Origin of the sequence: Aureimonas sp. SA4125 (assembly GCF_019973775.1) — a bacterium.
Taxonomy (GTDB): domain Bacteria; phylum Pseudomonadota; class Alphaproteobacteria; order Rhizobiales; family Rhizobiaceae; genus Plantimonas.
The window spans coordinates 148,029-172,011 of sequence record NZ_AP025032.1 but is presented as its reverse complement, the minus strand read 5'-3'; the positions used below and the strand labels follow the sequence as shown (position 1 = coordinate 172,011).

General features: G+C 66.2%; 25 protein-coding genes. 13 read left to right on the top strand and 12 right to left on the bottom strand.

The annotated features are described in order from the left end of the window. The first annotated feature begins 234 nt into the window (after positions 1-234). On the top strand, positions 235-774 hold the full coding sequence (locus Sa4125_RS00845) for a winged helix DNA-binding protein (RefSeq protein ID WP_224002723.1): 540 nt from the start codon (positions 235-237) through the stop codon (positions 772-774). Between the two features lie 112 nt (positions 775-886). On the opposite strand, the gene Sa4125_RS00840 is transcribed toward Sa4125_RS00845, so the two are convergent. From Sa4125_RS00840 to Sa4125_RS00825, 4 genes are all read right to left on the bottom strand, one after another. Then, positions 887-1,552: a Fic family protein gene (locus Sa4125_RS00840; RefSeq protein WP_224002721.1), complete on the bottom strand. Its 666-nt coding sequence runs from the start codon at positions 1,550-1,552 to the stop codon at positions 887-889. Continuing rightward, positions 1,545-1,724 carry a hypothetical protein gene (locus tag Sa4125_RS00835; RefSeq protein ID WP_224002719.1) on the bottom strand — a complete coding sequence of 60 codons (180 nt, stop codon included), beginning with the start codon at positions 1,722-1,724 and terminating at the stop codon, positions 1,545-1,547. The genes Sa4125_RS00840 and Sa4125_RS00835 overlap by 8 nt, the downstream gene beginning before the upstream one ends. Positions 1,725-1,892: 168 nt before the next feature. Beyond that, on the bottom strand, positions 1,893-2,498 hold the full coding sequence (locus Sa4125_RS00830; protein WP_224002717.1) for a gluconokinase: 606 nt from the start codon (positions 2,496-2,498) through the stop codon (positions 1,893-1,895). A 25-nt stretch (positions 2,499-2,523) separates the two neighbouring features. Further along, positions 2,524-3,291, bottom strand: coding sequence for an SDR family oxidoreductase (locus tag Sa4125_RS00825; RefSeq protein ID WP_224002715.1), 768 nt, complete (start codon positions 3,289-3,291; stop codon positions 2,524-2,526). Between the two features lie 216 nt (positions 3,292-3,507). Here Sa4125_RS00825 and Sa4125_RS00820 point away from each other — a divergent pair, with 216 nt between their 5' ends. Further along, on the top strand, positions 3,508-4,545 hold the full coding sequence (locus Sa4125_RS00820) for an L-idonate 5-dehydrogenase (RefSeq protein WP_224002713.1): 1,038 nt from the start codon (positions 3,508-3,510) through the stop codon (positions 4,543-4,545). 302 nt (positions 4,546-4,847) lie between these two features. After that, positions 4,848-5,672, top strand: a complete 825-nt coding sequence (locus Sa4125_RS00815) for a sulfite exporter TauE/SafE family protein (protein WP_224002711.1) — start codon at positions 4,848-4,850, stop codon at positions 5,670-5,672. 28 nt (positions 5,673-5,700) lie between these two features. Here the strand turns inward: Sa4125_RS00815 and Sa4125_RS00810 are convergent, their stop codons facing one another. The 4 genes from Sa4125_RS00810 to Sa4125_RS00795 form a co-directional block, all read right to left on the bottom strand. Beyond that, a complete protein-coding gene (locus Sa4125_RS00810; RefSeq protein WP_267461352.1) occupies positions 5,701-5,871 on the bottom strand; it encodes a type II toxin-antitoxin system RelE/ParE family toxin in 171 nt (56 codons plus the stop codon). Between the two features lie 123 nt (positions 5,872-5,994). Further along, positions 5,995-6,231, bottom strand: a complete 237-nt coding sequence (locus tag Sa4125_RS00805) for a transcriptional regulator (protein WP_224002700.1) — start codon at positions 6,229-6,231, stop codon at positions 5,995-5,997. A 77-nt stretch (positions 6,232-6,308) separates the two neighbouring features. Then, positions 6,309-6,755: an RbsD/FucU domain-containing protein gene (locus Sa4125_RS00800; protein WP_224002698.1), complete on the bottom strand. Its 447-nt coding sequence runs from the start codon at positions 6,753-6,755 to the stop codon at positions 6,309-6,311. A gap of 80 nt (positions 6,756-6,835) precedes the next feature. After that, positions 6,836-8,434 carry a glucan biosynthesis protein gene (locus Sa4125_RS00795; protein WP_224002696.1) on the bottom strand — a complete coding sequence of 533 codons (1,599 nt, stop codon included), beginning with the start codon at positions 8,432-8,434 and terminating at the stop codon, positions 6,836-6,838. A 270-nt stretch (positions 8,435-8,704) separates the two neighbouring features. Here Sa4125_RS00795 and Sa4125_RS00790 point away from each other — a divergent pair, with 270 nt between their 5' ends. Beyond that, the gene (locus tag Sa4125_RS00790; protein WP_224002688.1) at positions 8,705-8,869 is read left to right on the top strand and encodes a hypothetical protein; all 165 of its coding nucleotides are present in this window, start codon (positions 8,705-8,707) and stop codon (positions 8,867-8,869) included. Between the two features lie 46 nt (positions 8,870-8,915). Here Sa4125_RS00790 and sthA read toward each other — a convergent pair whose 3' ends face one another. Beyond that, a complete protein-coding gene (gene sthA / locus Sa4125_RS00785) occupies positions 8,916-10,352 on the bottom strand; it encodes a Si-specific NAD(P)(+) transhydrogenase (protein WP_224002686.1) in 1,437 nt (478 codons plus the stop codon). 134 nt (positions 10,353-10,486) lie between these two features. Beyond that, positions 10,487-11,701 carry an adenylate/guanylate cyclase domain-containing protein gene (locus tag Sa4125_RS00780; RefSeq protein ID WP_224002683.1) on the bottom strand — a complete coding sequence of 405 codons (1,215 nt, stop codon included), beginning with the start codon at positions 11,699-11,701 and terminating at the stop codon, positions 10,487-10,489. 131 nt (positions 11,702-11,832) lie between these two features. Here Sa4125_RS00780 and pabB point away from each other — a divergent pair, with 131 nt between their 5' ends. The 3 genes from pabB to Sa4125_RS00765 are packed head-to-tail and all read left to right on the top strand — an operon-like array spanning position 11,833 to position 14,679. Continuing rightward, positions 11,833-13,236, top strand: coding sequence for an aminodeoxychorismate synthase component I (pabB, locus tag Sa4125_RS00775; protein ID WP_224002681.1), 1,404 nt, complete (start codon positions 11,833-11,835; stop codon positions 13,234-13,236). Further along, positions 13,233-13,829 carry an aminodeoxychorismate/anthranilate synthase component II gene (locus Sa4125_RS00770; RefSeq protein ID WP_224002679.1) on the top strand — a complete coding sequence of 199 codons (597 nt, stop codon included), beginning with the start codon at positions 13,233-13,235 and terminating at the stop codon, positions 13,827-13,829. The genes pabB and Sa4125_RS00770 overlap by 4 nt, the downstream gene beginning before the upstream one ends. Further along, complete coding sequence (locus Sa4125_RS00765; protein WP_224002672.1) at positions 13,810-14,679, top strand: aminotransferase class IV; 870 nt, start codon at positions 13,810-13,812, stop codon at positions 14,677-14,679. The genes Sa4125_RS00770 and Sa4125_RS00765 overlap by 20 nt, the downstream gene beginning before the upstream one ends. Before the next feature lie 10 nt (positions 14,680-14,689). Here Sa4125_RS00765 and Sa4125_RS00760 read toward each other — a convergent pair whose 3' ends face one another. Beyond that, a complete protein-coding gene (locus tag Sa4125_RS00760; protein ID WP_224002670.1) occupies positions 14,690-15,100 on the bottom strand; it encodes a dihydrofolate reductase in 411 nt (136 codons plus the stop codon). 205 nt (positions 15,101-15,305) lie between these two features. On the opposite strand from Sa4125_RS00760, the gene Sa4125_RS00755 reads away from it, so the two are divergent. From Sa4125_RS00755 to Sa4125_RS00730, 6 genes are all read left to right on the top strand, one after another. Beyond that, on the top strand, positions 15,306-15,806 hold the full coding sequence (locus Sa4125_RS00755; protein ID WP_224002668.1) for a MarR family winged helix-turn-helix transcriptional regulator: 501 nt from the start codon (positions 15,306-15,308) through the stop codon (positions 15,804-15,806). A gap of 98 nt (positions 15,807-15,904) precedes the next feature. Further along, entirely contained in the window at positions 15,905-16,876 is a 972-nt protein-coding gene (locus tag Sa4125_RS00750) for an aldose epimerase family protein (RefSeq protein WP_224002666.1), read from the top strand. Between the two features lie 215 nt (positions 16,877-17,091). Beyond that, a complete protein-coding gene (locus Sa4125_RS00745) occupies positions 17,092-18,705 on the top strand; it encodes a glucan biosynthesis protein G (protein ID WP_224002664.1) in 1,614 nt (537 codons plus the stop codon). Then, complete coding sequence (locus tag Sa4125_RS00740) at positions 18,705-19,079, top strand: hypothetical protein (protein WP_224002662.1); 375 nt, start codon at positions 18,705-18,707, stop codon at positions 19,077-19,079. The genes Sa4125_RS00745 and Sa4125_RS00740 overlap by 1 nt, the downstream gene beginning before the upstream one ends. 140 nt (positions 19,080-19,219) lie before the next feature. Further along, the gene (mdoH, locus tag Sa4125_RS00735; RefSeq protein ID WP_224002660.1) at positions 19,220-21,019 is read left to right on the top strand and encodes a glucans biosynthesis glucosyltransferase MdoH; all 1,800 of its coding nucleotides are present in this window, start codon (positions 19,220-19,222) and stop codon (positions 21,017-21,019) included. A gap of 24 nt (positions 21,020-21,043) precedes the next feature. After that, a complete protein-coding gene (locus Sa4125_RS00730; RefSeq protein ID WP_224002658.1) occupies positions 21,044-22,246 on the top strand; it encodes an OpgC domain-containing protein in 1,203 nt (400 codons plus the stop codon). A 143-nt stretch (positions 22,247-22,389) separates the two neighbouring features. Here Sa4125_RS00730 and Sa4125_RS00725 read toward each other — a convergent pair whose 3' ends face one another. Next, positions 22,390-23,886: a CoA-acylating methylmalonate-semialdehyde dehydrogenase gene (locus tag Sa4125_RS00725; protein ID WP_224002656.1), complete on the bottom strand. Its 1,497-nt coding sequence runs from the start codon at positions 23,884-23,886 to the stop codon at positions 22,390-22,392. Positions 23,887-23,983: the final 97 nt, after the last annotated feature.

Below are 23,983 nucleotides of genomic sequence, written 5' to 3'. Positions count from 1 at the left end.
CGCTGCTGGCTGCATGGTTGGAACTCCGCTCTTCGATTTTTCGTCGATGATTTACCCGCAGATTATCAGCGTATTTGACCCGGTGCAAATTCCATGGGAGTCTTCGCCCGGTGCTGCGCGCGAGACGGACACGCGATCCTCCGGTGGTTTTCCGCCGGGCCGGGGAGCGGTGTCGCCGAGGCGGCCGCGCCCTGCCGACCTGACGCGCTGGCAGGAATGCTTCCGGAGGACAGGATGACGACAGACAACAGCCAGATGCCGACCCCGTCGCCCCTCGGGCCGATCGTCTCCTCGGCGCATCTGGCCGACGGGGCGGTGCCGGCGCTGTCGGAGGTCGAGTTCGGCATGATCCTCGCCAGCCACGCCTTCGCGCGCTGGATGGTGCGCTGCATGACCGCCGCCGGCGAGGCCGGGCTGACGCCGACGGAGATCATGGTCCTGCATACCGTCACCCATCGCGGCAAGCCGAAACGCCTTGCCGACATCTGCCTCGTCCTCGGCATCGAGGACACGCATCTGGCCACCTACGCCATCAGGAAGCTGGAGGCGAAGGGCCTCGTCGAGCGCGAGAAGTCGGGCAAGGAACGGCTGATCCAGGTCACCCCCGAGGGCGAAGCGGTGTGCAAGCGTTACCGGGATCTGCGCGAAGCCATCCTCGTCGCCGGCACGCGCGAGCTCGGCGTTTCGCCGGACGCGATGTCGAACGTCGCGCATCTGCTGCGGGTGCTGTCGGGGCACTACGATCAGGCGGCGCGGACGGCGGCGAGTTTGTGAGGAGCGGGCGGGAGAATTGCGGGTAAGCTCGAGCAAAATGATTCGCTCGCCTGGAACAGGACCCTGCGAACAAGCCACAGTCTCAACCTACGCCTCGAGCAGTATGCGAAAACTAGATTTTTCCGCCCGCCTTCTCAAATACGTCTCCAAGCTGCTTGGCCACTAAGCTTTCCAGCAGCGTCTCCATTTTCGATACGTCAATGCTACCGTCCCTGTATGCGGCATCCGCTGCATCCAGCGCGTCTTCGTAATCACTTCGATGATCTACAATCAGGTCCGGGAAAGTTGGCACGCCGGGAAGCACAAATCCTATGCGATTACATAGAAGGACAAAAGCCAACACACGAGACGTCCGACCATTTCCATCGGCAAACGGATGAATCCAGTTCAAACGCCACATGACGTACGCAGCCAAGTGAAGGGCATTTCGATCATCATTCCAATGATCGTTTACATAATCGCACATTTCTTCGACGAGCTCCGGGACGAGATGTGCCCCAGCAGGCTCGTGCTTGCTCCCACGTATCTCTACGGCTCCTGGCCTGAAATTGCCGGCATAGGCACTTATGCCCTGTAGCGCCTCTCGCTGAAGATTTAATATGAGGGAGACCCGCAATTTGAAGGAGCCGCGCTCAAGCGCTTCATGGATCGCCTGTACAGCATAGTCATACTGGAGAAGGCCATTTCTGGCCTCCGCTTCCGCCTTCTTGATCGGATCTCTGATGATTTCCGGTTCGAGTGCCTGACTGTGCCTTTCAGGACGATTCTCGTCAGCCACGCTGACGCTCGGCCATCTCTTCCGCCTGACGGTCCACCATCTCGCGCGTGATGTTGCCATTCTCGTAGGCGGTGTTTCCGTAGGCGAAACTACGGCGCTGTTGCTCACGATCCTGTGGGCTGGTCTCGACCTTCTTCGCTGCTTCCAGCATGGCTTCAAAATTCCGAGTCATGAGTTCTCCCTCCTTGGATTCGCCCGGTAGGTATCGCACGAGATTGCGGCGCGTGCGTACAACACCGCGACTGCATATGTGGAAGCCAACGCCATTTGCCAGCACTGGCTTGATCAACTCGACGAACAGTCGACCTGACATCAAGGGCTAAAGACGAGCCAGTTTCGGTCAGGTCCGCGCTTCGAGCCCCAGCGCCCCGACGATCACCGCCACCATCTCCTCCACCGGCAGGTGCGCATCCACCCGGATGACCCGCTCGTCGGCGTCCGGCTGTTCCAGCGTCGCCAGCTGGCTGTCGAGGAGGCTCGGCGGCATGTAGTGGCCCTTGCGGCCGGCAAGCCGTCCCTCGATGGTGGCGCGGTCGATCTCCAGCAGCACGGTGACGAGGTCCGGCGCGCCCTGCCGCAGCCGGTCGCGGTAGCGCCGGCGCAGCGCCGAGCAGGCGAGCGCCACCGCCTCGCCTTTCGCCGTCTCCTCGGCGAGGAGATCGGCGAGGCGCGCCAGCCAGGGCGCCCGGTCGGCATCATCCAGCGCTATGCCGGCCGCCATCTTGGCGACGTTCTCTTGCGGGTGAAAACCGTCGGCATCGAAGAAGCGGAAGCCGAGATGGTCGCGCAGCGCCTCGCCGAGCGTCGTCTTGCCGCTGCCGGAAACGCCCATCAGCACCAGCGGCGGCGGCGGGCGCGCGCCGGCGGCATTTGCCGCCCTGCCGGCCTGTCCTGTCTCGCCTTCCGCGTCGCCGGCCCTGTCGGCCCTGTCCGTCCCCGAAGCCACGCTCGCTTCGCCGCGGTCTCCCGCCTCAGAGCGTGGCAAGGACGCCGCCGTCGACATAGAGGATCTGCCCGTTGACGAAGCTCGAGGCGTTCGAGGCGAGGAAGATGGCGGCGCCCTGGAGTTCCTCGACCTTGCCCCAGCGACCGGCGGGCGTACGGGTCTTCAGCCAAGCGTCGAAGGCGGGATCGTCGATCAGCGCCTGGTTCAGCGGCGTCTCGAAATAGCCGGGGGCGATGGCGTTGATCTGGAGGCCATGGCGCGCCCAGTCGGTGCACATGCCCTTGGTGAGGTTCTTCACCGCGCCCTTGCTGGCCGTGTACGGCGCGATCGAATACCGCGCCGCTTCGCTCTGGAGGCTTGCAATGTTGATGATCTTGCCGTGACGGCGCGCGATCATGTGGCGGGCGACGGCCTGGCCGACGAAGAACACCGAATCGACATTCGTTCGCATGACCTCGCGCCAGGTCTCGACGGCAAAATCCTCAAGCGGCGCGCGGCGCTGGATGCCGGCATTGTTGACGAGGATGTCGATCGGCCCGACGCCCGTCTCGATGCCGGCGACGGCGGCATTGACGGCCTCGGGATCGGTGACGTCGAAGACGGCGGTGGAGACCTCGAAGCCCCGCTCCGACAATGTCGCCGCCGCGCGCTCAAGCTTGGCTTCGTCACGGCCGTTGAGGACGACATGCGCCCCGGCGGCGGCAAGGCCCTCGGCGAGAGAGAAGCCGATGCCCTGGCCGGAACCCGTGACGAGCGCGATCTTGCCGCCGAGATCGAAGAGTTTCAGGCCCATGCTAAATTTCCCCCTTTGGATATCGCCCGGACGCGAGCCGGGCCCAGAAATCCGATGCTGCCGTTCGCCGCCGACACGAAGCGCCGGGCGGTCATGCTTGCAAACCATCCCTTTCAAGTTATCGATGGCGAAGCAAGACCTGCGCCCGCCAGACGGAGGCGCGGCGCAAGGGCTCCCGGCGAGAGCCCATCACACGAACAAGTCAGGGTGGAAGAAATGCAGGCGGTGATGATCTACGGCGCCAAGGACCTCCGGCTGGAGGACCGCCCGGCGGGCGAGCCGGGCCCGGGCGAGGTGCTGGTGCGCTTCGGTGCCGGGGGAATCTGCGGCTCTGACATGAGCTACTGGACGAAGGGCCGCGTCGGCGATTTCGCCGTTCGCGAGCCGATGGTGCTCGGCCACGAGATTTCCGGCACGGTCGAACGCGTGACGCCGGGCGTGACGAACGTCGCGCCGGGCGACCGCGTCGCCATCGATCCGAGCCGGCCGTGCCTTTCCTGCGACTATTGCCGCAGCGGCCGCAGCCATCTCTGCCGCAGCATGCGCTTCTTCGGCTCGGCCTCGGTGTTCCCGCATGTGCAGGGCGCCTTCTCCGAAACCTTCGTCTGCCGCGCCGACCAGTGCCACAAGGTCCCGGACACAGTCTCCTTGCGCAAGATCGCCCTGGCCGAGCCGCTGGCGGTGTCGCTGCACGCGGTGCGCCGGGCCGGTGAGATGCTCGGCAAGCATGTGCTGATCACCGGCGCCGGACCGATCGGCATGCTCTGCGCCATCGCCGCCCGGCATGCGGGCGCTGCGACCATCACCATCACCGACCTCGTCGACGAGCCGCTGGCGCTGGCCCTGGCAGCGGGCGTCGACACCGCCATCAATGTCGCAACCGAGCCGGAGCGGCTGACGGCGTTTGAGGCGAACAAGGGGCATTTCGACATCGGCATCGAAGCGACCGGCTCAGCGCAGGCCCTGTCGGGGCTGATCCGCGTGGTCCGCCCGGGCGGCCGCATCGTGCAGCTCGGCATGCTGCCGCCGGGCGAGGTGCCGATCCCGGTGAACCTTCTGATGGCGCGCGAGATCGACTTCGTCGGCGCCTTCCGCTTCGCCGGCGAGTTCTCCCTCGCCGTCGATCTCCTCGTCAACGACCGGATCGACGTCGGCCCGGTGATGTCGGCCGACATGCCGGTCTCCAGGCTGGAGGAAGCGTTTTCGCTCGCCATCGACCGCCGTCGCGCAATCAAGGTGCATCTGCACTTCTAGCCGGACCGCCACCCGGCCAACGGAGGCGTCGGCGGTCCTGCGTCGCAGTTCGATGGCGGCGCAGGGCTCCCGCCCTCTCCGGCCGGGTGTGCCCGGCGTCACTTGCTGCATGGCCAGCGGATGATGCGGCAGCCGTCCTCGCTCTGGCGGCAGGGAACCGCGGCCTCGGGCCGCGCTCTGCGCTTGTCCGTCTCCCACGAGGCACCCAGGCATTGCTGGAACCGGCGCCGATCGCAAGGCAGGCTTAACTTCCGAATCGGGCCGGGCTTGCCGGGGGCCGAGCCCATGATTTATGAGCGGACATGTCCTATCCCGATTTCAGCCCCTGGGCGCCGGTCGTGCTGACCCTTGTCGCCACCGGAGGGCTGGCGGGCCTCCTTGCCGGCCTCTTCGGCGTCGGCGGCGGGGCGATCTTCGTGCCGGTGCTCTACCACACCTTCGTCGGCCTGAAGGTCGACCCGGCGATCGCCATGCACCTGTCGATCGGCACCTCGCTCGCCATCATCGTGCCGACCTCGCTGCGCTCGCTCGCCGCCCACCGCCTGCACGATGCCGTCGACATGAAGCTCCTGCGCGAATGGGTGATCGCGGTGCCGGCGGGCGTCGTCGTCGGGGCGCTCATCGCCGCCGCCGCCTCGGCCAGCGAGTTGAAGGTGATCTTTGCCGGCATCGCCTTTCTCCTCGGCGTGAAGATGCTCGTCGGCAAGCTGCAGCTGCATCTCGGCACCGATCTTCCCGGCCTGTTCGGTCGCTCCGTCGCCGGGCTCGTCATCGGCATCCTGTCCTCGCTGATGGGGATCGGCGGCGGCGTGCTCAACAACACCTTCATGAGCGCCTATGGCCGCTCCATGCACCAGGCGGTGGCGACCTCGTCCGGCGTCGGCGTCCTCATCGCCATCCCCGGCCTGATCGCCTACACCGTCGTCGGCTGGGGCGATCCGCGCCTGCCGCCCTTCAGCCTCGGCTATATCAGCCTGACGGCGGCGCTCGCCTGCGCCCCCTCCTCGCTCCTCGCCGCCCCTTTCGGCGCCCGGCTCGCGCACCGGCTGACGAAGCGCCAGCTCGAACTCTGCTTCGGCCTGTTCCTGATGGCGGTGGCGCTGCAGTTCGTCTGGGGCCTGGTATAGGCGTCGGGGTGGCTGCTGGCGCCGAGGATCACGCGCCGCCAAAACTTTCGGGCCACGTATGCGCGCCATGGACAACGGCCAGGATCTCCACGCGTTCAGCCACCCGGTAGACCACGACGTAAGGCGTTCCCGTTACCGGTAGTTCACGGGTCCCGGGAGTCCGGCCGACCCGGCCACTATAGGGATTTTGTGACAGCATCCCGCTGGACCGCTGAACAACCGCGGTCGCGAGTCTGTAAGCTGCTGCAGGGACTGTCGAGCGCGATGAAGCCTTGGATTTGGTCAATTTGCTCGACGGCCGCGGTCGTCCAGACCACCTCGATCATGCTGGCCGGAATTTGTTCAGCACCCTCTGCACCTCGTCGGGGCTGGCGAAGTCGCCACGGTCAGCCGCCGCTATTCCTTCGGCCACCTTGTCGAGGAAATGCCCCTGCCATTGGAGCGAATGACCGTTCTGCAGCGCGTCTTCGATGACTTCGGCAAAGGATCGTGCCGAACGCGCGGCGATCGCGTCAACGCGGGCACGTAGTTCCGGAGAGATATCGCTGTCCCAGCTCATGGAGTGATCATGCCATGACAAGTGCGCCCTATTCAACGATTGTCGCGGTCGCCTGAACTGGAGCCCCACGGGTCCCCTCAGTCGAAGATCACGCCCTTCTTGAAGATGAAGCAGCCATAGGGCCGGGCCTCGCTGGTCTGCACCACGGCATAGGCGTCGCGGGCGGCGTCGTAGAAGGCGAAGCGCTCGACCGGCTCGATGGTGACGGCCTTGCCCTCGGCCGCGTCGACGACCGCCTGCATCGCGCTGTGAACATCGAGTACCGACTCCGGCTCGCCGACGACGGCCATGCGGCGCACCGGAGCGTCGACGAAACTGTCGAGCGGCAGGAGGGTGAGGATGGCGCGGGCGGCTTCCGTCGTGTCGACGCCGGCAAGATGCACGCACTGGCCGGTGACCGTCGCCGCCGCGACCGATTCGGCGGGAAAATTGCGGTCGGCGATGACGAGATCGTCGCCATGGCCCATTTCGGCGAGGATGGCGAGAAGCTCGCTTCCGATCAGCGGATGGATTGTCTTCAGCATGGCGTGTCTCTCCCAAGGCATCGATCACCGCAAGAGATAGCAGGATGCGTCGCCGCTGCCGAGCCGTCGGCGCCCGATCGTCAGAGCGACGGGAGGCCGTCCTCGGGGGCGAAGCGGAAGACGACAGTCTCGGCGAGCGGCGCGCCATGCACGGTCAGCTTGACGATCGCCTCGCAGACATCGGGCGTGGTCGTGAAGGCGTCGAAGACCACCCGCCAGCCCAGCGCGTCGTCGACCGCACGCTCGACCCTGATCTCGTGCACCGTGCCGTGGCTGAGCGTGATCGCGACATTGTCGCGCGCCAGCCGGAGACCCGCCAGTTCCGGGCCGGAATAGTCGAGGACGATCTTGCGCTCCAGCCGGTCCGGCTGCGGGTTGACGCCGGGGGGAAAGTGGCGGTGCGGGCGTCCCAGGCGATGGGCGACGAGCTTCGCCAGTCGCCGGGGCGGCTCGGCGCCGCTCCAGTGCAGCCGGTAGCGGAAGTCGAGCGTGTCGCCCGCGCGCGCCGGCGCTTCGGGAACATAGAAGGCGACGACATTGTCTGCATATTCGGACTGCGTCGGAAACTCGACGAGCTGCACCGAGCCCTTGCCGAAGCCTTCGATCGGCACGACCCAGAGGTTCGGCCGGCGCTCGAAGCCGACGGCGTCCTCGTAGCTGCCATAGTCGCGGTCGCGCTGCATCAGGCCGAAGCCCGTCGGGCGCTCGGTGAGGAAGGAGGCGAAGCTGAGCTTTGGCGGATTGGTCAGCGGGCGCCAGATCGCGCCGCCGCGGCGGTCGTGGATGAGGAGGCCGTCGGAATCGTGCACCTCGGGCCTGAAATCGCCCTGGGCCCAGCGCGTCTCCTGCGAATACCAGTACATCGAGGTCATCGGCGCGATGCCGAGGCGCTGGATGTCGCGGCGCAGGAAGAGCCGGCACGTGACGCCCATGACGGTCTCGGGAAAATGCGTGACGTCGAAGCGGTAGGCGCCGGTGACGCTCGGTCCCTGCAGCAGCGCATGGATGCGCATCACGCCGCCGCGCATCTCCTCGATCCAGAAATCGGTGAAGTCGGGGAATTCCTCGTCGGCACCGTCGAAAGCGCCGGTCTCCAGCGCAAGGCCCCGGGCGGAGATGCCGTACTGCTTCAGGTCGCCGGAGGAGCGGAAATAGGAGGCGCCGAGAAAGGCCAGCCAGTCGCCCGGCTGGCCCGGGCGGCGCTCCGGCTCGTGCACGCGAAAACCGCCGAAGCCGACGTCGTCCGGCACGGCGGCGGCGGGGCTGCCTTCGGGGAAAGCGAAATAGTCGCGGCGATAGAGGATCTCGCGGGCCTCGCCGCCCTCGACCATGTGGATCCGCACCGGTCGGCGGAACAACTCGCCGAGGTGGAACATGGTCACCACGCCATCGCGTCCGGCGCCTGCGAACAGCCCGGCCGAAACCGGCTGGTGGATCCTTCCGTGCTGCGAATAGCCGATGCGCGCAAGGGCTTCGGGCGCAGGATCGGGCCGCGGTGCATAGGGCGCTGCATGGGCCGCCGCGGCCATCGCCACGAGTGCCTCCCAGGAGAAGGACTGCGGCTCGCCAAACGCCATCGGCGCGCCACCGCGATTGGCCCTGGCGAGATCAGCCTGCGCCGGGCGCAGTGGCAGCGCTGCGGCCCCGAGGACCATCATCAGCGCGCGTCGGTTCAACATCGAGATCTCCATGCGATGGGCCGGCACGACGCGCCGCGACGATGGCCATGTGCCCGCCTGCCGGGTGCAAGCGACGCCACCGGTCCATGCGACGGGCAGATCTAGCCCTGCTTTCGTGAATGAACCCGGAGCGCTTCGTTCATGTCGCATTCACGAAACCGGTGCGCCCATCCGTCCTGTCAGCGGAGATGGAGCGGTGCGCGCGGAAGTCACGGGATGGCGCGGCGCGGCGCGCGCACTATCTCCTGGAAAGGCAACAGGAGAACCAAGATGAGCCGCATTCCCACGGACGAATTCGACAACCAGCAGGACCAGGCCGACAACGAGGACCGCCTGCAGGACCAAGGCTCGCAGCAGGTCCAGCAGGACGAGATCGAGGAGGCGCTGCGCAAGCGCAAGACCTATCCCGAGATCAAGGCGCCCACCGGCAAGTAGGGCGCGCAGCTGCCCACGCCGTGCGTCGGCAGCGCCCGGAACGGGCTTACGATGCCGCCGCCTGCACCGGAACCGGCGGCGGCGCTGCGACCGGCGCGAAGGCGCGATTCCACGCGTCGAGGCTGGCGATCTTGTAGGCCTCGGCCAGCGTCGGATAGTTGAACGTATTGTCCATGAAGTAGTCGATGGTGCCCTTCAGGTTCAGCACGGCCTGGCCGATGTGGATGAGTTCCGTCGCGCCCTCGCCGACGATGTGGACGCCGAGCAGTCGCCGCGTCTTCTTCGAGAAGATCATCTTCATCATCCCGGACTTCAGCCCCATGATATGGCCGCGCGAGGTCTCGCGGAAACGCGCGATGCCGCATTCGTAGGGGATGCCGCGCTTCAGGACCTCCTCCTCGGTCATGCCGACGGTCGAGATTTCCGGTACCGAGTAGATGCCATAGGGAAAGAATTCCGGCGGCGCCGGCGGCTCGAGGCCAAAGGCGTGGCAGGCGGCGAGCCGCCCCTGCTCCATCGACGTCGAGGCAAGGCTCGGGAAGCCGATGACGTCGCCGGCGGCGTAGATGTGCGGAACGACGGTCTGCAGCGTCTTGGCATTGACCGGGATGCGGCCGCGGTGGTCGCAGGTGATGCCGACGGCGGCAAGGTTCAGCTTTTCGGTTTCGCCGACCCGGCCGGCGGCGAAGAGGAGAACGTCGCTCGTCACGCTGCGGCCGCTGGCGATCTCGCAGACCGGACGGCCTGCCGCGTCGAGCTTGACCGAGACGACCTCCGATCCAAGTCGGATCGAGACGTTGTGGTCGCGCAATTCGTGCACGAACTCCTCGATCAACTCCTTGTCGACGAAGTCGAGAAAGGTCGCGCGCGGCTCGACGAGGGTCACGGCGACGTCGAGGGCCGAGAAGATCGTGGCATATTCGACGCCGATGACCCCGGCGCCGATCACCGTCAGGCTGCGCGGCAGCGTCTCGATGGCGAGGATCTCGTCGCTGTCGAAGACATTCCTGTCATTGAACGGGATGTAGTCCGGCCGGAAAGGGCGCGTGCCGCAGGCGATGACGACATGCGCGGCCCGGTGCCGATCGACGTCGCCGTCGTCGCGGCGGATCTGGATGTCGTGCGGCCCGAGGAAACTCGCCTCGCCCGAGACGATCTGGACGTGGTTGCGGCTGAACTGGTGTTCAAGCACGTCGACCTCGTATTCCAGCGTCTTGGCGCCGCGGTTCAAGAGGTCGGCGGCGGAGATGTCCTTCTTGACGCGGTAAGACCGGCCGTAGAAGCCGCGCTCGCGCCAACCGGTGAGGTTCAAGACGGTCTCGCGCATCGTCTTCGACGGGATCGTGCCGGTGTGTACGGAGACGCCGCCGACCTGCCGGTGCTTTTCCGCCACGAGAACGGCCTTGCCAAGCTTGGCCGCCTGGATCGCGGCACGGCGGCCGGCGGGGCCGCTGCCGATGACGATCAGATCGTAGTCTGCCATGGGGGAGAGCGGCCTTTCGAATGGAACGGGCGGTCACGCGACAGGGTGCAGCGCAACAATACAACAGGACGGCAGCAATAGACCACGAAGTTTGCGTCAAACCGTCGGTCTTTCGGCAGGGTTGCCCGCTGCGGTCAGAGGTGCGCCGGGTCGAGGGTGAAGAGTTCCTGCGCCCGGCCCACGCCGCGCAGGGCATAGCGGCCGACGGAGACGAGGTTTTCGCTTTCCGGGGCCGGGGTGGCGGCGCGAAAGTCGGAGGAGACGAGGATGCCGCGGTCGACCGATCGGCACATCGAGGAAATGCGGCTGACCTCGTTGACGGCCGGGCCGACGACGGTGAAGTCGAGCCGGTCGTCGCTGCCGATATTGCCGTAGGAGACCGGACCGATGTGGAGGCCGAGGGTGACGGTCGTCACCGGCCGCCCTTCCGCCGTCCGCCGCGCGTTGAGCGCCGCGACGCGCCCGCGCAGGTCCGCCTCGGCCCGCAGCGCCGAGCGGCAGGCCTCGGCCGGATCCTCGGCCTTGAAGATCGCCAGCACCCCATCGCCGATGAGCTTCATCACGTCGCCGCCGGCCGCATGCACCGCCGAGATCGCCGCGTCGGCATAGTCGTTGAGGAGCGGAATGATCTCGCCGGGCTCGGCCGCGTCGGCGATGGTGGTGAAGTCGCGAAGGTCCGAGAACCACAGCACCGCCTGGATCGTCTCGGTGATACCGCGCGCGATACGGCCCTTGAGGACGAGGCGTCCGGCATCGCGGCCGAGATAGACCTCGACCAAGGTCTCGGCGATCCGCGCGAGCGAGGCGCATTTGACGGCGAGGGCCAGCGGCGGCAAAAGCGCGCGCAAGGCGGCTAGCCCCTCCTCGCCAAAGCCGTCGGGATCGCGGGTCACCCAATAGGAATAGAGGCAGTCCATTTCGCCGATGCTGGATTCGGCGGAAAAGCGGTGGACGAAGGCGACGTAATCGGCGTGACCGGCTTCCTTCAGCTCGGCGAGGTGCTTCCAGGGATGGGGATCCTGCGTCGCGATGCGCACCCGCCGCTCTTCATCGCCCGATGCCAGCATCTGGTAGAAGATGCTGGACTGCCAGTCGGCGGCGGCGGCGCCCGTGTCGGTTCGGCCGTATTCGACCATCGGCTCCTCGGCGACACCGTCGTTGCGCCAGCGAAAGACCCGGCCTTCGTAGATCGGATGCAGCGTGTCGATGACGAGCATGGCGCGCGACAGGGGCAAGCCGGCCGCCGTGCACTCGGCGCAGAAACCGTCCAGGAGTTCCGTCTCGCTGGCACCGGCAAGGCCCTGCCGGGCGATCCAAGCGGCGAGGCGCTGGACATGGGCATGCGTCATGATGGTCGCCTTTCCCAATCGGCCGGGATATGCCGGCGGCCCACCCCATATGGGAAAGACAAGCCACGGATCGACAGGTCGCCTCGCACCCGGATGAGGCGGCAGGACGATTTTGACGGAGCGCATCAGACATGCTTCACATCCCGGCCATGGGGCACAGACGCATCGATTTCATCGAGCCGGCGGAAGCGGCAGGGCGGCTTTTGAGCCTTGGCGGCCTCGCCTTCCTCGACAGCGCCTTGCCGCATTCCGGGCTTGGGCGCTATGCCTATGTGGCGGCGGCGCCCTTTGCCGACTTCACCGTCGATGCCGAAGGCGCCCGCTTTGCCGGCGAACGCCTCGCCGGCCCGCCCTTGGATGCGCTGCGCGCCGTCATGGCGCGCTTCCCCCTGGTGCCCTCGGCAGGCTTGCCGCCGTTCCAGGGCGGAGCCATCGGCGTCGTCGGCTATGACTTCGCCCATCATCTGGAGCGCCTGGCACGGCCCAGCGATTTCGATCCGGCCGAGCCGTCATTGCGGCTGAACTTCTACGACACGATCCTTGCCGTCGATCTCGCCGAGAAGACGGCCATGATTCTGTCGTCGGGGCATCCTGAAACCGGCACCGAGGCAAGGCGAGAACGCGCCGAACGGCAGACCGAGGCCTTTCTCGCCGCCCTCGCAAAGCCGCGGGAGGATACGGGCATCACCATCCCCGCGACCCGCCTCGACTGGTCCTCGAACTTCACAGCCGAAGGTTACGAGGCGGCGATCGGGCGCGTGCGCGAGTACATATTGGCCGGCGACATCTACCAGGCGAATATCGCCCAGCAGTTCACCGCATCGCTGCCCGAGAATTTCGACGCCTTTGCCTTCTACGAGCGGCTGCGCGCCGCCAATCCCGCGCCCTTTGCCGCCTACCTCGAATTTCCCGGCCTTACTGTCGCCTCGTCGTCGCCCGAACGCTTCCTGAAACTCGCGGGGGCCGCCGTCGAGACGCGGCCGATCAAGGGTACGGCGCCGCGCTCGGCCGATCCGGACGAGGACCGCGCACTGGCCGGCGCCCTTCTCGCCTCGGAGAAGGACCGGGCCGAGAACGTCATGATCGTCGATCTCCTGCGCAACGATCTCGCCCGCGTCGCAACCCCCGATTCGGTCGAGGTGCCCGTCCTCTGCGGCCTCGAAACCTATGCCTCGGTGCATCACCTGGTCTCGGTGGTGACGGCGACCCTTCGCGAGGGCATGGACGGGCTCGACCTCATCGCCGCCGCCTTTCCCGGCGGCTCGATCACCGGCGCGCCAAAACTTCGGGCCATGGACATCATCACCGAGATCGAGGACCGCGCCCGCGGCGTCTATTGCGGGTCGATCGGCTATCTCGGCTTCGACGGGTCGCTCGACCTCAACATCGCCATCCGCACCGTGACGCTGCAGAACGGCCGTGCGACGCTCCAGGCCGGCGGCGGCATCACCATCCTGTCGGAGCCCGCGGCCGAATATGCGGAAACCTTCGCCAAGGCGTCGCGCGTCTTCGCCGCCTTCGAGGACACGCCGTGATTCTCGTCATCGACAACTACGATTCCTTCGTCTTCAACGTCGCGCGCTATCTCGAACGCGCCGGCGGGCGCACCCATGTCGTGCGCAACGACGAGATCGATCTGGCCGGCATCGCGGCGCTCGGGCCGGACGCCATCGTCGTCTCGCCCGGCCCCTGCACGCCTGGTGAGGCCGGGATCTCGCTCGACGTGGTCGAAAGGCTGTCCGGGACGGTACCGCTGCTCGGCGTCTGCCTCGGGCATCAGTGCATCGGCGAGGTGTTCGGCGGAACCGTCGAGCGGGCACTCCGGCCCTTGCACGGCCGCGCCTCGACCCTCGAACATGACGGCCTAGCGCTGTTTGCCGGCCTGCCGAACCCGATGCAGGCGGGGCGCTACCACTCGCTGATCGTCACCGAGACGGCGGCGATGGCCGCGGACCTCGTCGTCGACGCCCGCTCGGAAGAGGGCGAGGTCATGGCACTGCGTCATAAGCGGCATCCGACCTACGGCATCCAGTTCCACCCGGAATCGGTGCTGACCGAACACGGCCTGCCGCTGTTCAGGAATTTTCTCGATCTTGCGGAGCGCTGGCATGCAGACCGTCTGGCTTGACGGCGACTTTCGCGACGCGGCGGCCGCCGTCGACGCGGGCGATCGCGGCCTCCTCCTCGGCGACGGCGTCTTCGACACGGCGCTCGTCGTCGGCGGCACCGTGTTCCTCGGCGAAAAGCATGTCGACCGGCTCGTGGCGGCGCTCGCCGTCCTGCAGATCCCGCTCGACCGCTCGGCCATCGAGACGGCGATGACCGCCCTCGCGGAGCGCCAGCAGACCGGGTCGATCCGGCTGACGGTGACGCGCGGGACGGGGCCGCGGGGTCTCGGCCTGCCGCCCGAACCGAAACCGATGCTGCTCGGCACGAGCGCGCCGCTCGCGCCGGCGCTGATGTTCTCGCCGTTGCGCTGCGCGGTGAGCACCGTGCGCCGCAACGAGACCTCGCCGCTGTCGCGCCTGAAGGCGCTCGGCTACCTCGACGCGGTTCTGGCGCTTCAGAAGGCGAAGGAAGAAGGCGCGGACGACGTGCTGTTCCTCAACGCCAGGGGCATGGCGGCCTGCTCGGCGCTCGCCAACCTCTTCGTCGTCGACGGCTTCGAACTCCTGACCCCGCCCCTGAAGGACGGCGTCCTGCCCGGCATCATCCGCGGCTGGATCATCGACAATGCCGAGAATTTCGGCCTGCGCCCGCTCGAACAGTCGATCAGTTCCAAGAAACTCGATGCGGTCGACGGCCTGTTCCTGACGAACAGCCTGCGGCTGATCTCGCCGGCGACCCTTTCCGGCAAGGCCGCAGCCGCCGACAGGCCCGAAACCGTGCGGCGACTGATGGAAGGTCTGTGCGAGGCGATCGGTTCTGCCTGCGGCACCGATCCGCGCGACCTCGGCGCCCGCCTCCTCCTCGACTGATCGGACCCGCTCAGCGGCGTCCGGCGCCGCCGGCCAGCAGCCAGGCCGGATCGAACCAGGTATCGGCCGGCCCGTCATAGGGCATGCGGTTGATGTCCCAGTGCCGGACATAGGGCGCGTAGACATCCCACACCCTCGGCCCGCCGCCGACGAAGACGACGCGATCGGCAAAGCGGGAGAGCACCTCTTCCGGATCCTCGTGCGAGCGGATCTCGACGATCGTGCGATCCCTGGCGACGAAGGCGGGAAACGAGGCGACGGTGCGCGGGCCGGCAATGAGGACGTGGCCGCGCGACACGTCGAAAAAGCGCTCGACATCCTCGACGAAAGGCCGCTCCGGGTTTCCCTCCCAGGGCAGGACCCCGTCCAGCCCGAGCTGGCCGCTCTGCCCGATTGCGCAGATCACCCGTATGTCCGCCATCGCCGTCTCTCCATCCAGGCCCGCATCGCGTCCAGGACTCCTTACCGGCTAGGACGCATAGACGCTACGCTCGCCGCCGTCCGTGGCAGAATTTACGGTCAGGCCGGGATGCCGCGGCGCCGATGTCGACAAGACAGGCAGGGAAACTTAGCTGCCTTAACCTAGTTAATGGAAACGATGTCATTGCCTGAGAGATAAGCTCGGGATGATTGATCGACAAAGCCATTCGGACACGCCAGGCAGCGGCGGACTGCTCACTCTTTCCGGGGACGTCGGGGATCGGATGGTGCCGACCCTTCTGTCGATCGCCAAGTCGACCCGCGCCTTCCTGACGCTGATGCTGACCGAGATCGACCTGCATCCCGGGCAGGACCAGTTGCTGCACCGCCTGGAGCTCGGCGTTCCCGTCAGCGTCTCCGCGCTCGCCGACCTTCTGGCCGTTCGCCCCTCGACGGTGTCGAAGATGCTGGATCGGCTCGTCGAGAAGCGGCTGGTCGAGCGCAGCGCCCACCGCCAGGACGGGCGACGCACGATGGTCGTGCTCACCCCCACCGGCGATGAGGTGAAGGCCCAGGTCAAGCGCATCTGGGGCCGTCTCGAGGCCGACCTCGTCTCGGCGCTCAGCACCCGCGAGTCGGATTCGCTGACGCGGGCCCTGATCCAGGTCGACGCACTCCTGACCACCAAACTGCGCCGGCTTCGGTAAGGAGATGGCGGGGGATGCCTTGGCGTGTCCATGATGTTTTGACTCGGCGCCGCTGGATCGCCTAGGTGCTCCCATCTGCGACGGCACGGAGCACGGCTATGCACAGCGAACCCCAGATCATCACGCTCCGGTCGGACTCGATCTCGGTCGAAATCCTCACCGCCGGCGCTTCCGTCCGCTCCCTCCATATTCCGGGGGTACCCCATTCGCTCGTCGTCGGCGCCGAAGATCGGGCGGTCTACGGTGCGGCCAACCGTCCCTTTCTCGGCGCCACGATCGGCCGCCATGCCAACCGGATCGCCAGCGGGCGCCTGATCGTTGCGGACGAGGTCCACGACCTTTCCATCAACGAGCCGCCACACCATCTCCACGGCGGCGTCGGGGGCTTCTGGTCGCGCGACTGGTCGGTGGTCGAGGCGACCGAGACGCGAGCGGTGCTTTCCCTTTCCGCCGCAGAGGGGGAGGACGGCTATCCCGGACGGGCCGATGTCACCGCGACGTTCGCCCTCGCGGACGGCGGCATCCTCGAGATCGCCTATGAGGGCAGCGTCTCGCGCGAGAGCGTCATGAACCTCACCGCCCATCTCTACTTCAACCTCTCGGGCAAACCGACGACGCAGGATCACCATCTCACCGTCGCCGCCGCGTCCTACCTGCCCGTCGATGCAGGATTGATCCCGACCGGCGAGATCGCCGCGGTCGCCGGCACCCCGTTCGACTTCCGCATGGGCCGCAGGCTGGCCGACGGCCCGTCCATGCTGGATCACAATTTCTGCCTCGACGGAGGGCGACAGACAGTGCCGCGCCCCATTGCCCGCCTGTCTTGCGAGGAGGCCGGCGTCGCGCTCGAGATTTCCAGCGGCGAGGCCGGGCTGCAGGTCTATGACGGCGCGAAATTCGACGCCACGATCCCCGGCCTCGATGGTCGCGGCATCGGCCGCCACGGCGCCATCGCTTTGGAGCCGCAGGGCTGGCCGGACGCGCCGAACCAACCGAACTTTCCCGCCACGCGCCTTCGCCCCGGCGAGACCTACCGGCATGACAGCCACTACCGGTTCACGCGGATCTAGGCCGCGCCCGACCGCTGCAGCCGGCCATATTATGGCTTCAAACAGCGGGTTGAGGTGAGAAAGCGGCATCCCGTTCGTCGTTGTCAACGCTTTGGTCATGAGGCTCGATCATGACATCTGGAAGCGGGACAAATCACCTGACGCTGCTATGCAGTATATGCAATTGTGCATATGCTAAGGCAGTGAGCAGCCGCACAACGCGAAGAACCTGAGACGTGACACAGAGACTCCTGCATTCCCGACGCGCTGCTCTGAAACTCGGTGCCGCTGCCATGGCCGTGGCATCGGCTGGATGGCCCGCGGCCGCGCAGACACCCCCTTCCGAACCTGCGGCGCCCGTCGCGCCCGAAACGGTTCCCGGCGTCGTCGAGAACTTCGATTTCGAGACGTTTTCGAAGATGATGCGCGATCGCGCCGCGACGCCCTACAACGACAGCGCGGTGCAGTTACCCGAGGCCCTCGCCAATCTCAGCTACGACGAGTATCGCGCCATCCGCTTCCGGCCCGATCGCGCGCTCTTTGCCGGCGATCCCTCCGATTTCCAGCTGCAGGCCTTCTATCCCGGCGGGCTGGTGCGGGAGACCACGCGCATCTTCATCGGCGACGGCAAGCGCTTCGAGCTGAAGGGTTTCACCGGCGCCGATTTCGAGTACCGACCGCCGCTCGATCCGACAGCCTTCCAGGGGATCGAGCTTTCCGGCGTCGCGGGCTTTCGCCTGCACTACCCGCTCGAACGACCGGATGTCTTCGACGAACTCGTCACCTTCCTCGGCGCCAGCTATTTCCGGGCGCTTGGAACCGGCAACCGTTACGGTCTGTCGGCACGCGGCCTCGCGATCAACACGGCGACCGCCACCGCCGAGGAGTTTCCGCGCTTCAGTGCCTTCTACATCGTTCGGCCGACGCCCGGCAGCGGCACCATCCGCCTGTTCGCCGAACTCGACAGCCCGAGCCTTACCGGCGCCTACGCCTTCACGGTGACCCCGGGTCCCCAGACGCTGATCGAGGTCACGGCGCGGCTGTCCTTCCGCAATAGCGTCGAACGGCTGGGCGTCGCGCCGCTGACCTCGATGTTCACCTTCGGCGAGAACGACCGGCGCGGCCGCGACGATTTTCGTCCGGAGGTGCACGACAATGACGGGTTGGCGATCCACCGCAAGAACGGCGAGAGACTCTGGCGTCCCCTGCGCAATCCCGAGGAACTCGCCCTCTCCTACTTCAAGGAAGTCTCGCCGACGGCCTTTGGCCTGCTTCAGCGCGATCGCGACTTCTCGCACTACGAGGATGTCGAGTCGCGCTTCGAGCTGCGCCCATCGCTGATGATCGAGCCGCTCGGAGACTGGGGCAACGGCATGATCGAACTGGTCGAGATCCCGACCCGGTCGGAGACGAACGACAACATCGTCGCCTTCTGGGTCCCCGAAATGCAGCCAGCGGCGGGAAGCCAGTACGAGTTCCGCTACCGCATGCGCTGGGGCCAGTCCGTGGAATCGCCGAGCGGTCTCGCCTGGGTGGAAGACACATTCACCGGCGTCGGCGGCAATCCGGCGGACGAAGCGCCAGCCTCGTCCCGGCGGTTTGCCATCAATTTCAGCGGCGGAACCATCAACAACCTGCCTGCCGGTGCCCAGCTCGATTCCATCATCGAGGTTCCTGACAATGCCAGGCTGATCCACAGCGCCCTCGACCGTTTGCCGGATGGCGGCTGGCGATTGTCCATGGAACTGGAGAAGACGAATTCTGCCCCGGCGGAACTTCGGGCGAAACTTTCCATGCTGCAGCGCATTGTAAGCGAAACGTGGCTCTATCAGTGGACGGGTACGATATGATGAGCGAGGCCATTCGAATGGGCGAACGCCCCGGTCTTTCTGCGGATGACGCCATCACGGCGCTCCCACGGACGACCGTATCGCCGAGCACGCCCGGAATGCTTGTCGGCCGGCCGGATCTCGGCAGCAAGGCCATGGTTGAAGCCATTGCGGAGCGGCTGCGCTTCGAGGGCAGAAATCCCGAGCATGCGCCGGGTGTGCTGAAGGCTGCGCTGGACGGGCGGCGCGTGGCCGTCGCCTTCATGCGGCGTCTCGTCCTGCCGGCCCCGAGAGTGCCGCTGACGATGCCGATACAGGCTATTCTTCGTGAGGCGCCCGCGAATGATGTGCAAGGCAGTTCGTCCTGGTTGCGCTTCGTTTCTTTCGGACGGTGATACGAATCGATTTGGTTGACGTTGCGGCGCTCTAGTCCGCCCTTTCCCGGGCGGACCGGAGCGTTTCGTGCAGATTGCAGATTGAGACGACCGAGGGAATGGGCCCGGGGCGGTCGATGATGTTCAGGCGGGTTATCTGATTGGTCGGACTCAAACGCATCGTCTTCAGCCTTGCCGCCCTGCTTCTGGCGCTTCTGGCGGGAGCTCTGTTTGCGATCATCGTAACCGCCAGCGGAACCAGCCGCCTTCAGGTCCTGCAGGTCAGCCTCTTGACGATCTGCTGCCTCTGGCTCGCTTGGGGCTTCAACACCGCCGTCACCGGAATTCTCGCCGGACGCTCGGAGCGGCCGAAGCCGATAACCCTGCTGCCACAGAGCGCGTCGCGGACAGCCATCCTCATCCCCGTCTACAACGAGGATCCTCAAGCCGTCTTTGCCCGAGTCGCGGCAATGATGGAGGGGTTGCGCGCCATCGATCGGTTCGAAACATTCGACTTCCATATCCTCAGCGACTCTACCAAAGCCGAATTCGTCGAGGCGGAACGCCGGGCGACCTTTGTCCTGGCGGCCGAGCTCGAAGTGGCCGGCCATCTCTACTATCGCAACCGCACGAAGAATATCGGCCGCAAGGCCGGCAACGTGGCGGACTTCGTCACCACCAGCGGTGGCGCCTACGATTACATGCTCGTGCTCGACGCCGACAGCCTCATGCGGCCGCAGACCATTCTTGAGATGGTCGCCCGCATGGACGCGGATCCCGAGCTCGGCCTCCTGCAGACCCAGCCCCTCATCATCGGCCGCCGCACCCTGTTCGGCCGCGCGCTGCAGTTTTCCGCCGCGATCTATTCACCCGTCTTCTCGCGCGGCATTGCCGCGCTTCAGGGCCGCGAGGGGCCGTTCTGGGGACACAACGCGATCATCCGCGTCCGCGCCTTCGCCGCGTGCTGCGGCCTTCCGTCCCTGCCGGGCAAGGCACCTTTCGGCGGCCATATCCTCAGCCACGACTTCGTCGAGGCGGCGCTTCTCGCGCGGGGCGGCTATCGCGTGCGCCTCGATCCGGATCTCGAGGGCTCCTACGAGGAGGCGCCCTCGAACCTCATCGAATATGCCAAGCGCGACCGGCGCTGGTGTCAGGGCAACCTTCAGCACGGTCGTCTGATCGCGGCGCCGCAGCTGAACCTCTGGAGCCGCATCGCGCTCGTCTGCGGAATCATGGCTTATGTGGCTTCGCCAATCTGGCTGATGTTCCTGATCGTCAGCCTGCTCGATCCGATCATTGCGGCCGACCCGAACTATTTTCCGGCCGACTCCCTCTTCCCGGTCTTCCCGACGCCGGAAACGGGCAAGGCGCTCCTCCTCCTCCTCGGCATCTTCCTGCTGCTTCTCCTGCCAAAGACGCTGATCGCGTTTTCCACGGCCTTCGGGCGTCGGCGCCGCTCGTTCGGCGGCGCCCTCCAGGTCCTGGCAGGCGCCACGGCGGAACTTGCCATGACGAGCATCCTTGCGCCGATCATGATGATGTTCCAGTCGAAGGCCGTCGCCGAAATCCTCGTCGGCGCCGACAGCGGCTGGCCCGCCACCGAGCGCGAGGACGGCAGCCTGCCGCTCTCCGAGGCGTTCCAATCGAGCTGGTACATGGTCATCGCGGGGACAGCGCTCCTCGTCTCGACCTTCGTCTACTCGCCGAACCTCTTTCTCTGGGTCTGCCCGATCGCCGTGCCGCTGATGCTCTCGCCGATCCTGATCAGCCTCTCAGGGCATCCGAAACTCGGCGACGTCGCGCGGCAGTACGGTCTGTTCGCGACGCCTTTCGAGCTGGCGCCGGAACCTGTCATCAAGGCATCGGAAGCCTGGCGGCGTCGGCTGGAGCCCATCCTCGTCGGCCACGCTCCGGACACCGTACAGGTGCACAGCACGAGCCTCGCCGCGCCGACGGCCTGACCCTTTATTCCGGTAAACCGACCGATGAGCCTGCAAACAACCCAAATTTCCGCTGGCGGACGCGATCACCGCGTCGACTTCTATCGCGGAATCGCGTTGGCGATGATCTTCGTCAACCACGTCCCGGGGACCCTCTGGGAAAATTTCACCAGCCGTAACTTCGGCTTCTCCGACGCGGCCGAGCTCTTCGTGTTCCTGGCGGGCTTTGCCTCGGCCTTCGCCTACGGAAAGCCCTTCCTGGCCGGCGGCCGGCTCGTCGCCAGCCTGAAGTCGGTGCGCCGGGCGGGCGTCCTCTATCTCGTCCACATCACCCTGACGATGGCCGCCATCGGCATCTTCGCCTGGGCAACACTCGCCTTCGGTCATGGCAACCTAATGCAGCAACTCGGCATCGAGATGCTGATGTCGAATCCGATCCAGGCACTTCTCGGCATCGCCACGCTCGGCCTCCAGATCGGCTACGTGAACATCCTGCCGATGTATTCGGTGATCCTGCTGATGATGCCGGTGATGCTGCTCGTTGCGGCTCTTTTCGGTCGCGGCGCGATGCTCGGGCTCTCGGTCGCCTTCTGGATCGTCACAGGCGTCCTGCGTCTCGATCTACCGACCTACCCGCAGGAGGGTGGCTGGTTCTTCAACCCGCTCGCCTGGCAGGTGCTGTTCGCGGCCGGGCTCTACTGTGGGCTGGCGAAGTGGCAGCGGGGCTATGCGGTGGCCTACAATCCGTGGATCTACGGAGCGGCCCTGTTCTATCTCCTCGTGTCGTTCGCCTGCGTCCGATTCGAGTTCTGGGGGTTCGACCAGCCGCTTGGCCTGCCCTTCCTGATAGGCGATTTCGACAAGACCTATGTCACCCTACCCCGCCTCATGCATCTCCTGGCGGTCGTCTACGTGTTCGCGCAGGCTCCCCGCTCTTCGCCGCTGAGCACCATATCGCCGAAAAACCCGCTGGCGGTGATCGGACGGCATTCGCTGCCGATCTTCGCCGTCGGCACTGTGCTTTCGCTGGCCTGCCAGATCATCCGAATCGGCCGGGATCCGTCGCCGTGGTTCGACACTTTGCTGCTCGCTCTGGGTCTGGCGATCCTGTTCGCGCTCGGCAACGCCCTGGACTGGTGGCGCAAGGCCGCCGTCCAAAGGACGTCACCGGCTGCAGGGGTGCTTTCCACGGCGCGCGGCGAGAGATCACCTGCCCTGCCCCCACAGACGGTGCGGTCCGACGTGTAGGCCGCGCCGCGCGATGGTGACGATCGGCCCGACGGCGCGCGACGCTCAGGGCTTGGACTTGCCCTCGAAGGGCGGCAAACCACCTTGTGGGTGAAAACGGGCGCCCTCGCGGGCGCCCGTTTTCACTTCCGGCATGGGACGGGCTACTTCATCACCGGCATCGAGAATTCCGCACCGGCCTTGATGCCGGAAGGCCAACGGCTGGTCACCGTCTTCACCCGCGTCCAGAACCTGATCGAGTCCGGGCCGTGCTGGTTGAGGTCGCCGAAGGAAGAGCGCTTCCAGCCGCCGAAGGAGTGATAGGCGAGCGGCGTCGGGATCGGCACGTTGATGCCGATCATGCCGATGTTGATGCGGCTGGCAAAGTCGCGCGCGGCATCGCCGTCTCGGGTGTAGATGGCGACGCCATTGCCGTATTCATGGCGCATCGGCAGGTCGATCGCCTCCTCGTAGTTTTTCGCGCGCACGACCGAGAGCACCGGGCCGAAGATTTCTTGGCGGTAGATCTCCATGTCGGGGGTGACGTGGTCGAACAGGCAGGAGCCGACGAAGAAGCCGTCTTCATAGCCCTGCATCGAGAAACCGCGGCCATCGACCTTCAACTCGGCGCCTTCCTCGACGCCCTTTTCGATCAGGCCGAGGATCTTCTGCTGCGCCGCCTTGGTGACAACAGGGCCGTAGTCGGCCGAAAGATCCGTCGCCGGACCGATCTTCAGCGATTCGACTTTCGGGATGAGCTTGGCGATCAGCGCGTCGGCGGTCTCTTCACCGACCGGCACCGCCACCGAGATCGCCATGCAGCGCTCGCCGGCCGAGCCGTAGCCAGCGCCGATCAAGGCGTCGACGGCCTGGTCGAGATCGGCGTCGGGCATGATGATCATGTGGTTCTTGGCGCCGCCAAAGGTCTGGGCGCGCTTGCCGTTCTTCGTCGCCTCGGCATAGACGTACGCCGCGATCGGCGTCGAACCGACGAAGGAGATCGCCGAGATGTCCGGATGCTGCAGGATGTTGTCGACGGTCTCCTTGTCGCCGTTGACGACCTGCAGGATGCCCTTCGGCAGCCCCGCCTCCATCATCAGTTCGGCCAGCCGCATCGGCACCGAAGGGTCTCGCTCCGACGGCTTCAGGATGAAGGCGTTGCCGCAGGCGACCGCGGGGGCGAACATCCACATCGGGATCATCGCCGGAAAGTTGAACGGCGTGATGCCGGCGCCGATGCCGACCGGCTGGCGGATCGAATACATGTCGATGCCGGGGCCGGCGCCCTCGGTGAACTCGCTTTTCATCAGATGCGGGATGCCGATGACGAACTCGCAGACCTCCAGACCGCGGACGATGTCACCTTTGGAATCCTCGACCGTCTTGCCATGCTCGGCCGAGAGCATTTCGGCCAGTTCCTGCATGTTCTCGTTGAGGAGCGCGACAAACTTCATGAAGACGCGCGCACGCCGCTGCGGATTGGTCGCGGCCCAGGCCGGCTGCGCCGCCTTGGCGGCATCGACGGCCCGCTGCAGTTGCGACGCGTCGGCCAGCGCGAGCTTCGCCGTCACCTGACCGGTCGCCGGATTGAAGATGTCGGCGGTGCGGCTGGTGGTTCCCGCCACCCGCACGCCGTCGATGAAGTGCCCGATCTCGTCCATGTCACTCTCCCATTCGAATATCCCGCCGCACTGTCAGGGAAACGGACACGAAATCAAGGGAAGAGCCCGCTTCAGGAAGGGAGCGCTCCGCCTCCGG